This is a genomic window from Neisseria flava (genome assembly GCF_982712965.1).
This window is the reverse complement of record NZ_CEXQBZ010000051.1, coordinates 1-9,329: the sequence shown is the minus strand read 5'-3', so window position 1 is coordinate 9,329 and position 9,329 is coordinate 1. Positions and strand designations below refer to the sequence as shown.

General features: G+C 52.4%; 8 protein-coding genes. 7 read left to right on the top strand and 1 reads right to left on the bottom strand.

All coding sequences use genetic code 11. The features are described from left to right. Positions 1-490: 490 nt before the first annotated feature. The 4 genes from ilvB to ilvC all read left to right on the top strand — a co-directional run bounded on the left by ilvB (position 491) and on the right by ilvC (position 4,163). Entirely contained in the window at positions 491-2,218 is a 1,728-nt protein-coding gene (gene ilvB, locus AC5M9B_RS03390) for a biosynthetic-type acetolactate synthase large subunit (protein ID WP_019271109.1), read from the top strand. Between the two features lie 11 nt (positions 2,219-2,229). Then, complete coding sequence (gene ilvN / locus AC5M9B_RS03385) at positions 2,230-2,721, top strand: acetolactate synthase small subunit (RefSeq protein WP_029609678.1); 492 nt, start codon at positions 2,230-2,232, stop codon at positions 2,719-2,721. Between the two features lie 61 nt (positions 2,722-2,782). Continuing rightward, positions 2,783-3,076, top strand: coding sequence for a putative quinol monooxygenase (locus AC5M9B_RS03380; RefSeq protein ID WP_070654369.1), 294 nt, complete (start codon positions 2,783-2,785; stop codon positions 3,074-3,076). 73 nt (positions 3,077-3,149) lie between these two features. Next, the gene (ilvC, locus tag AC5M9B_RS03375) at positions 3,150-4,163 is read left to right on the top strand and encodes a ketol-acid reductoisomerase (RefSeq protein ID WP_019271110.1); all 1,014 of its coding nucleotides are present in this window, start codon (positions 3,150-3,152) and stop codon (positions 4,161-4,163) included. A 130-nt stretch (positions 4,164-4,293) separates the two neighbouring features. Here ilvC and AC5M9B_RS03370 read toward each other — a convergent pair whose 3' ends face one another. Continuing rightward, on the bottom strand, positions 4,294-4,629 hold the full coding sequence (locus AC5M9B_RS03370; protein ID WP_003744687.1) for a hypothetical protein: 336 nt from the start codon (positions 4,627-4,629) through the stop codon (positions 4,294-4,296). A gap of 299 nt (positions 4,630-4,928) precedes the next feature. Here AC5M9B_RS03370 and AC5M9B_RS03365 point away from each other — a divergent pair, with 299 nt between their 5' ends. The 3 genes from AC5M9B_RS03365 (at position 4,929) to AC5M9B_RS03355 (ending at position 9,075) form a co-directional block, all read left to right on the top strand. Beyond that, positions 4,929-5,780, top strand: a complete 852-nt coding sequence (locus tag AC5M9B_RS03365) for a mechanosensitive ion channel family protein (protein WP_070496035.1) — start codon at positions 4,929-4,931, stop codon at positions 5,778-5,780. A gap of 32 nt (positions 5,781-5,812) precedes the next feature. After that, positions 5,813-6,679 carry a hypothetical protein gene (locus AC5M9B_RS03360; protein WP_455007389.1) on the top strand — a complete coding sequence of 289 codons (867 nt, stop codon included), beginning with the start codon at positions 5,813-5,815 and terminating at the stop codon, positions 6,677-6,679. Between the two features lie 359 nt (positions 6,680-7,038). Continuing rightward, positions 7,039-9,075 carry a M3 family metallopeptidase gene (locus AC5M9B_RS03355; RefSeq protein WP_455007390.1) on the top strand — a complete coding sequence of 679 codons (2,037 nt, stop codon included), beginning with the start codon at positions 7,039-7,041 and terminating at the stop codon, positions 9,073-9,075. The last annotated feature ends 254 nt before the right edge of the window (positions 9,076-9,329 follow it).

The window sequence follows — 9,329 nt, the reverse complement described above, 5'->3', positions numbered from 1 at the left end:
GGAGTACGGCTTGGTATTTGAAGTGTAATGTATATTTGCTCATAAAAAAACTGCACCTTGGTGGTTGGAGGGTATGTCTCCAACTTTTGGGGTGCAGTTCAGTTTTCAGACGACCTTTTCTTATGAATCAAACTGAGAAAGCACCTTTCAATCCTACATTCAAAATGTCAACAATTTTATGGACAAAGATACAAAAACCAAGAAACCCAAATCATATTTATCCTATAAAAATCAAAAAACAATCTTCACAATATTCAAACAACGTTAAAAGATGAAAGATTTTGTCTTGATTGAACAGGCGGTTTGCGTTATCGTTTGCATTCTTTCATTCATAAACTCTGTGTTTCATCCCAATTGATTGGACAGTCTGACTGTCGCCGTGTTTCTTCAATGCGCGTACCCTAAACCGCTGCTTGGAGGGCTTGCATTACAGGTGCTGTGGCGAGGCGGGTTGCCCCTATTGGTTTGAAGCCGTATAAAAGAGGTCATTATGCAATTATCAGGTGCACAAATCATAGTGCAAAGTCTCAAAGCCGAAGGTGTAGAGTATGTTTTCGGCTATCCGGGCGGCGCAGTCATCGAAATCTACGACGCTATTTTCCAACTCAATAAATTCAAGCATATCCTGGCACGCCACGAGCAGGCGGCGGTACACGCGGCAGATGCGTATTCGCGCGTCAGCGGCAAAGTCGGCGTTGCGCTGGTGACTTCCGGACCGGGCGTGACCAATGCGTTGACTGGCATTGCCACTGCATACAGCGATTCGATTCCGATGGTAGTCATCAGCGGACAGGTCGGCAATTCGCTCATCGGTACGGATGCGTTTCAAGAGGTGGATACGGTCGGCATTACCCGTCCGTGCGTCAAACACAATTTCTTGGTAACCAATGTCAACGAGCTTGCCGAGACCATCAAGAAAGCATTCCAAATCGCCGCCAGTGGCCGACCCGGCCCGGTCGTGGTCGATGTTCCTAAAGATGTAACGCAGGCGATGGCGAAATTCAGCTATCCGCAGGAAGACATCTTTATCCGCTCTTACCAACCTGTCGTGCAAGGCCATATCGGGCAGATTAAAAAAGCCGTCCAAATGTTGGCTTCCGCCAAACGTCCGGTCGTTTATTTCGGCGGCGGCGTGGTATTGGGCAATGCTTCGGAAGAGCTGACGAAGTTTGTCCGCATGACGGGCGCACCGTGTACCGGCACACTGATGGGTCTAGGCGCATATCCTTCAAGCGACCGACAATTCTTGGGTATGCTGGGTATGCACGGCACTTACGAAGCCAACCTCGCTATGCAAAACGCAGATGTCGTGTTGGCTGTGGGCGCGCGTTTTGACGACCGTGTCGTATCCGTTCCGTCCAAATTCTTTGAAAAAGCCAAAAAAGTCATTCATATTGATGTTGACCCGTCCAGCATCGCCAAACGCGTCAAAGTCGATATTCCGATTGTCGGCGATGTGAAAAACGTGTTGACCGAAATGATCGGCTTGTGGGGCAAGCAAGATACGACTCCCGCGTCCGATTCTTTAGACAAATGGTGGAAAAGCATCGAAGAATGGCGTTCGCGAGACTGTCTGTGGTTTGACAACGACAGCGAAATCATCAAACCGCAATACGTCGTGCAAAAACTTGCCGAAATCACCAACAACTCCGCCATCATCACTTCGGACGTAGGGCAACACCAAATGTTCGCGGCGCAATATTATCCGTTCGAACGCCCGCGCCAATGGCTTAACTCCGGCGGCTTGGGTACGATGGGTGTAGGTTTGCCGTATGCGATGGGCGCGAAACTTGCCGCCCCCGATCAAGACGTGTTCTGCATTACCGGCGAAGGTTCGATTCAGATGAACATCCAAGAATTGTCTACCTGCTTCCAATACCGCATTCCGGTAAACGTCGTTACCCTAAACAACGGCTACCTCGGCATGGTTCGCCAATGGCAGGAGCTGTATTACGGCAACCGCGAATCGGAAACCTATTTCGATTCCCTGCCCGATTTCGTCAAACTGGCGGAAGCATACGGCCACATCGGCATCCGCGTGGACAAAAAATCCGATGTTGAAGGCGCGCTTTTGGAAGCGGTCAAACAAAAAGACCGTTTGGTATTTATGGACTTCTTGACCGACAAAAAACAAAACGTGCTGCCCATGGTCGGCAACGGCAAAGGTTTGGACGAAATGGTCCTGCCGCCGCATATGCGCGAAAACCCGAAAGCGTAAGGAGAACGACAATGCGACATATCTTATCTGTTCTGATGGAAAACGAATCAGGCGCGATGAGCCGCGTGGTCGGTCTTTTCTCCGCTCGCGACTACAACATCGACTCCTTGGCAGTAGCCCCGACTGAAGACAAAACCCTTTCGCGCATGACCATCGTTACCCATGGCGACGAGCAAGTCATCGAACAAATCACCAAGCAACTCAATAAATTAATTGAGGTGATTAAAGTGGTCGATTTGAACGAAAGCCGTTTTGTCGAACGCGAATTGATGCTGGTAAAAGTCCGCGCCGTCGGCAAAGACCGCGACGAATTTTTACGTCTGACCGAAATATACCGTGGCAGCATCATCGACGTAACCGACCGCAGCTACACCATTGAAATCACAGGCTCTACCGACAAACTCGACTCCTTCCTCGAAACTGTCGGACGCGCCCAAATTTTGGAAACCGTACGCACAGGCGCAGCCGGTATCGGTCGCGGCGAGCGTATTTTGAAAATTTAAAACCGTCAGTTTTCAGACGACCCGATAGGTCGTCTGAAAACAAAAACGGCAGGAGAGATTGATGCCAAACATTAAAATCGTCGCACTGGTTACCGTTAAACCCGAATACACGGAAACGCTGAAACCCTTGTTCCAAAGCCTGGTCAAAGCCAGCCGCGCAGAAGAAGGCAACATCAGCTACGATTTACATCAAGAAATCGGCAAACCCAACCGTTTCGTCTTCGTCGAAAATTGGAAATCTCAAGCAGCCATCGACGCGCACAACGCAAGCGAACATTTCCAAGGTTTCGTTAAAGCCATCGACGGCAAAACCGACGCACTCGAAATCGTTTTGATGGAAGAACTCTCCGTTTAACCCTTTACCCTCAATCCAACTGTCCGGCATCCTCAACACAAGGCCGGAACCCATTTTATCCAAAGGAAATCAAATGCAAGTTTATTACGATAAAGACGCCGACCTGTCCCTGATCAAAGGTAAAACCGTCGCCATCATCGGCTACGGCTCACAAGGCCACGCCCACGCGGCAAACCTGAAAGATTCAGGCGTAAACGTAGTAGTCGGACTGCGCCAAGGCGGTTCTTGGAAAAAAGCCGAAGCGGCCGGTTTTGAAGTATTGTCCGTGGCCGATGCCACCAAAAAAGCAGACGTAGTGATGATTCTGCTGCCCGATGAAAACCAACCCGTCGTGTACAAAAACGAAGTTGAGCCTAACCTGAAACAAGGTGCGGCACTGGCGTTCGCACACGGCTTCAACGTCCACTACAACCAAATCGTACCGCGCGACGACTTGGACGTGATTATGGTCGCCCCTAAAGGTCCTGGCCACACTGTACGCAGCGAATTCCTGAAAGGCGGCGGCGTCCCTTCACTGATCGCCGTTTACCAAGATAAAAGCGGCAAAGCCCGCGACATCGCCCTGTCTTACGCAGCAGCCAACGGCGGCACCAAAGGCGGCGTTATTGAAACTAACTTCCGCGAAGAAACCGAAACCGACCTCTTCGGCGAACAAGCCGTATTGTGCGGCGGCGCAGTCGAGCTGGTGAAATGCGGCTTTGAAACCTTGGTTGAAGCCGGCTACGCACCTGAAATGGCTTACTTCGAATGCCTGCACGAGCTGAAATTGATCGTGGACTTGATGTACGAAGGCGGCATTGCCAACATGAACTATTCCATTTCCAACAACGCGGAATACGGCGAATACGTTACCGGCCCTGAAGTCATCACGTCTGCTACCAAAGAAGCGATGAAAAAAGCCCTGTACCGTATTCAAAGCGGCGAATACGCCAAAATGTTCATTCAAGAAGGCGCAACCAACTACGCCAGCATGACCGCACGCCGTCGTCTGAATGCCGACCACCAAATCGAAAAAGTCGGCGCACAACTGCGCTCCATGATGCCTTGGATTGCCAAAAACAAACTGGTCGACTTGGATAAAAACTAATTCGATTCAGCTAACAAAAAACCTGCCCGATAATTCGGGCAGGTTTTTTGTTATACACAGCGTAAAAAGGTCGTCTGAAAACCCAAATGTATTTCAGACGACCTTTTTATACCTAAGCTCTAAAAACTGCTTACTTCACAATCTCAACCGGACCATGATCGTCGCAGTGGTCGCCGTGTTGATGGTGCAGGCGACCGTTGACGATGTAGTCGGTGTGATCGCCATGCGGTACGGCTTCATGGCCGCAGCCTTCGCCGTGAACGTGGCCTTGGCAGGTGTCGACGGGATGGCAGCCGTCGGGATTGGTTTCATTGACGCTTAAGCTGTGCTCGTCGTAATGACCGTTATGTTCGTGGTGCAGATGACCGTCGTGCAGATAGTCGGTATGGTCGTCGTGTTTGATGGCGGTATGGCCGCAACCGGCACCATGGGTATGATCGTGATGATCGTGGATTTTGCAAGTCATTTTGATTCCTCGTTATCGGTGGTTAATTCAAACCCTTTAGGTTACGCCCCTATAGTATCCTTTTTTGGCAGCTCAGTAAACAATTTCTTCTTTATTAACATAGTGTTACGGTATATCATTATAGCTTTTAAAGGTCGTCTGAACGCGCAATTTTGATGATATGCCTCTTGCGAATGTTTCAGACGACCTCCCCATTCGTTATCATTTATAATGTCATTTCCTAGACGGCTTGGCAGCTTGTACCGATGGTTTGCGGGTCGTCTGAAAACAATATCAAGATAAATATAGGATTTTTCACTATGTGGGACACAGTACGGCAATGGCTGCATACCCTGCCTGTGCGCGAGGAAGTAGTGGAATCGGTGCTGATGGTCATGGCGCTGCTGGTTTTGCGGGGCGTTTTGCTGAACCTGTATCTGCGCCGCCACCCGCATTACAGCATCGAGGAAAAACGCCGCTCCTTGGTACTCAGCCGCAATCTGACGCTGATTTTGACCATTTTCGGACTGGCGGTAATTTGGGCGACACAAATTCAGACGCTGGCGCTGTCGATGTTTGCGGTGGCGGCGGCGATTGTGGTGGCGACGAAAGAGCTGATTATGTGTTTGTCGGGCAGCATCCTGCGCTCGGTAACGAAACAATATTCAGTCGGCGACTACATCGAAGTTGACGGCCTGCGCGGGCGGGTGGTCGACATTAATCTTTTGAACACGCTGATGATGCAGATCGGTCCGAACCCGTTAGTCGGTCAGCTTTCGGGCAAAACGCTGTCGTTCCCCAACAGCCTGCTTTTGAACCATTCCGTCCGCCGCGACAATATTTTGGGCGATTATGTGATTCATACGGTAGAGATTCCCGTACCGATTCATTTGGATTCAGATGAGATTGTAGGTCGTCTGAAAGCCGTACTCGAGCCTTTGTGCCGACCTTATGTGCCTGCCATCCAACAGCATTTGGATAATGTTCAGGCGGAGAAGCTGTTTATCACTCCCGCCGCCCAGCCGCGCGTAACCCGCGTGCCGCATGACGACAAGGTGTACCTTATCATCGTGCGCTATGCCTCGCCCGTGGCGAAGCGTTTAGAAATCCAGCAGGCGGTCATAGACGAATTTTTGCGCGTACAATACCGCCTGCTAAACCCTCAAGCTTAACCCCATAATCTATTAATAATCAGGAAAATACTATGTTGCCCGAATCCGCCCTTACGCAAATGTACCCCGTCATTATGACCCCCAGCCACGACGGGAAATATTTTCACAATTACGTCCTTTCGCTGCTCAATATCGTCAACACCAGCGCACAAAACGGCTGGCCGCTGCAAGTGATGATGCAGCGCGGCGAGAGCCTGATTACCCGCGCGCGCAATAATTGCGTGGCGACCTTTTTGGAAAACAAAGAATGGACGCACCTCTTCTGGATCGACTCCGACATCGGCTTTTCCGCCGAAGCGTTCTACCGCCTGCTTTTGGCGGATAAAGACGTCGTTGCCGGCATTTATCCGCTGAAACGCGAAAACTGGCCGGACGAAGGCGTTCCCTCCGGTACGACCCAAGCGGATTTCGAGCGGATGTACACCGCCTACACCGTCAACACAGGCGATAAAAACGAAAACGGCGAAATCGTCCTGCGCGTCGATGAAGAAGGCTTTATGAAAGTCGACGACGCACCGACCGGATTCATGGTCATCAAACGCAGCGTGTTTGAAAAAATGATGACAGCCTACCCCGAGCTGAACTACATCTCCGACAGCGACTACAAGCGCGAAGACAAAGGGCTGCACTACCGCTTCTTCGACTGCATGGTCGATCCCGAAAGCAAACGCTACCTTTCCGAAGACTACACATTCTGCCGCCTGTGGCAGCAAATTGGCGGCGAAGTCTATGTCGACGTCCAATCCAACCTGACCCACCAAGGCGCGAAAATCTACCGCGGCGCGTTTGCCGACTCACTGCAAACCAATATCGCACAAGCCGTGTTCGCCCCCGCCGGCACACCGATGAGCCTCGACCTCGCCGCCCCGCTCCAATCCAACCCGCGTGGCGCAGAATAGCGTAAAAACAGGGAAAGACGCTTTAAGCCCGACAAGATGGCACTATATCTCCCCTATCGTTTGCCCCCATCGTTTTCAGACGACCCCTAATCCAAACAGGTCGTCTGAAAACATAATCGGTTTTCCCGAACGGCAAACCTAAAACCCAGACACCTGCCGTCATTCCCGCGCAGGCAGGAATCCAGACATTAAAATGACAGGCTGTTGGAAGTTTTCAGTAACTTCAGCCTTCTGGATTCCTGCCTGCGCGGGAATGACGATACAGGATTTTTATTTAAATCCGCCATGTTTGTCTCCGTAAACCCTTTTCAGACGACCTCCCGTCCGAACCCATTATCCGCAAGGAAGGAATCCCATCTATGACCGACAATGTACTGCTCCATTTGGGCGAAGAACCCCGTTTCGACGCCATCCAAACCGCCGACATCAAACCCGCCCTGCAAACTGCCATCGCCGAAGCGCGCGCGCAGATTGCCGAAGTCAAAGCCCAAACGCACACCGACTGGGCGAACACCGTCGAACGCCTGACCGGCATCACCGAACGCGTCGGCAGAATTTGGGGCGTCGTGTCCCATCTCAACTCCGTCGTCGATACGCCCGAACTGCGCGCCGTCTATAACGAACTGATGCCCGAAATCACCATCTTCTTCACCGAAATCGGACAAGACATCGAGCTGTACAACCGCTTCAAAACCATCAAAAACTCCCCCGAATTCGACACCCTCTCTCCCGCACAAAAAACCAAGCTCAACCACGACCTGCGCGATTTCGTCCTCAGCGGCGCTGAACTGCCGCCCGAACAGCAGGCAGAACTGGCGAAACTGCAAACCGAAAGCGCGCAACTCTCCGCCAAATTCTCGCAAAACGTCTTAGACGCAACCGACGCCTTCGCCCTCTACTTTGACGACGCCGCACCGCTTGCCGGCATCCCCGAAGACTCGCTCGCCATGTTTGCCGCCGCCGCGCAAAGCGAAGGCAAAACAGGCTACAAAATCGGTTTACAGATTCCGCACTACCTCGCCGTCATCCAATACGCCGACAACCGCGAACTGCGCGAACAAATCTACCGCGCCTACGTTACCCGCGCCAGCGAACTTTCAGACGACGGCAAATTCGACAACACCGCAAACATCGACCGCACCCTCGAAAACGCCCTGCAAACCGCCAAATTGCTCGGCTTCAAAAACTACGCCGAGCTGTCATTGGCAACCAAAATGGCGGACACGCCCGAACAAGTCCTCACCTTCCTGCACGACCTCGCCCGCCGCGCCAAACCCTACGCCGAAAAAGACCTCGCCGAAGTCAAAGCCTTCGCCCGCGAACGCCTGAACCTCGCCGACCCGCAGCCGTGGGACTTGAGCTACGCCAGCGAAAAACTGCGCGAAGCCAAATACGCATTCAGCGAAACCGAAGTCAAAAAATACTTCCCCGTCAGCAAAGTTCTGGCCGGTCTGTTTGCCCAAATCAAAAAACTCTACGGCATTGGATTTACCGAAAAAACCGTTCCCGTCTGGCACAAAGACGTGCGCTACTTCGAGCTGGAGCAAAACGGCAAAACCATAGGCGGCGTCTATATGGACCTCTACGCCCGCGAAGGCAAACGCGGCGGCGCGTGGATGAACGACTACAAAGGCCGCCGCCGCTTTGCCGACGGCACGCTGCAACTACCCACCGCCTACCTCGTCTGCAACTTCACCCCGCCCGTCGGCAGCAAAGAAGCCCGCCTGAGCCATGACGAAATCCTTACCCTCTTCCACGAAACCGGCCACGGCCTGCACCACCTGCTCACCCAAGTGGACGAACTGGGCGTATCCGGCATCAACGGCGTCGAGTGGGACGCAGTCGAGCTGCCCAGCCAGTTTATGGAAAACTTCGTCTGGGAATACGACGTCTTGGCACAAATGTCCGCCCACGAAGAAACCGGCGAGCCCCTGCCGAAAGAACTCTTCGACAAAATGCTCGCCGCCAAAAACTTCCAGCGCGGCATGTTCCTCGTCCGCCAGATGGAGTTCGCCCTCTTCGACATGACCATTTACAGCGAAGACGACGAAGGCCGTCTGAAAAACTGGCCGCAGGTTTTAGACAGCGTGCGCAAAGAAGTCGCCGTCATCCAACCGCCCGAATACAACCGCTTCGCCAACAGCTTCGGCCACATCTTCGCCGGCGGCTATTCCGCAGGCTATTACAGCTACGCATGGGCGGAAGTCCTCAGCGCCGACGCCTACGCCGCCTTTGAAGAAAGCGACGACGTCGCCGCCACAGGCAAACGCTTCTGGCAGGAAATCCTCGCCGTCGGCGGCTCCCGCAGCGCGGCGGAATCCTTCAAAGCCTTCCGCGGACGCGAACCGAGTATAGACGCACTGCTGCGCCACAGCGGCTTCGACAACGCGGCTTGATAGTAAGGTTGATATAAAAATATAGCTATAGCGGATTCGATATAGAAATACCTGAATCGTCATTCCCGCGCAGGCGGGAATCCGGATCGTAAAGTTGAAGAAACCGTTTTATCCAATAAGTTCCTGTGCGGGCAGGTCTGGATTCCCGCCTGCGCGGGAATGACGGCGAAGATGTTTTTTATAGTGGATTAACTTTAAATCAGGACAAGGCGACGAAGCCGCAGACAGTACAGATAGTACGGCAAGGCGAGGCA